The following is a 1,043-nucleotide window of genomic DNA, read 5'->3' as shown; positions in this document are numbered from 1 at the left end:
CGCCCGACGAGCCCACCCCGCCGCGCGGCTGGCGGCAGGGGGTCTTCGGCGTGCTGGATATCGGCTCCACCAAGATCATGTGCCTGATCGGACGCGGCGAATCCGACGGCACGCTGCGGGTGCTGGGCCATGGCTGGCGCCGCTCGCATGGGGTCCGCTCCGGCGGCATCGTCGATCTGCGCGACGCCGAGGCCGCGATCCGCGCCGCTGTGGGCCAGGCCGAGGACATGGCCGAACGCCGGCTGGACAATGTCTACGTCAATCTCTCCTGCGGCCACCCCGAAAGCCGCCTGTTCAATGTCCGCTGGCCGGTGGGCGGGCGCGAGATCACCGAGTCCGACGTCCGCCGCGTGGTGACCGAGGGCCGGATGCGCGCGATGTCCGAGGGCCGCTCGATCCTGCATACGATGCCGCTCGATTTCTCGGTGGACGAAACCGCCGGCGTCGCCGACCCGCGCGGCCATCTGTGCGACCAGCTCACCTCGCGCCTGCACGTCATCGACGCCAGCACCACGGCGCTGCGCAACCTGGAAACCGTGCTGACCCGCGCGGAACTCAAGATCGAGGAACTGGTCTCCGCCCCGCTGGCCTCCGGCCTCGCGGTGCTCGACGCCGACGAGCGCGAACTCGGCGTCACCGTGGTCGACATGGGCGGCGGCACCACCTCGATCGCCATCTTCGGCGAGGGCCAGCTCCTGCACACCGCCTGCCTGCCGGTCGGCGGCATGCATGTCACGCGCGACATCGCCCACGTGCTCTCGACCTCGCCCGACAGCGCCGAATGGCTCAAGACGATGTACGGCTCGGCCGAACTCTCCGCCGATGACGATCTCGACCTGCTGCCCGTGCAGTTGATCGGCGACGACGACAACCATTTCGTCAAGGTCTCGCGCGCCAAGGTCGTCTCGATCATCCGGCCGCGCATCGAGGAAACACTGGAAATGGTGCGCGACCGCCTGGAATCGGCGGGGGTCGGCCGCGCCGCCGACGGGCGCGTCGTGCTGACCGGCGGCGCCTCGCTGCTCGACGGCGTGGGCAACATG

Annotated in this window: 1 protein-coding gene; it reads left to right on the top strand. The window is 70.2% G+C overall.

Going from position 1 to position 1,043, the window contains the following annotated elements:
- The coding region (gene ftsA, locus HUK84_RS19805; protein WP_176641734.1) for a cell division protein FtsA at positions 1-1,043 on the top strand (1,043 nt) is incomplete at both ends.

It is taken from the genome of Nguyenibacter vanlangensis (assembly GCF_013376155.1).
In the GTDB taxonomy this organism is placed as follows: domain Bacteria; phylum Pseudomonadota; class Alphaproteobacteria; order Acetobacterales; family Acetobacteraceae; genus Gluconacetobacter; species Gluconacetobacter vanlangensis.
This window is presented reverse-complemented; position numbering and strand designations above follow the sequence as displayed.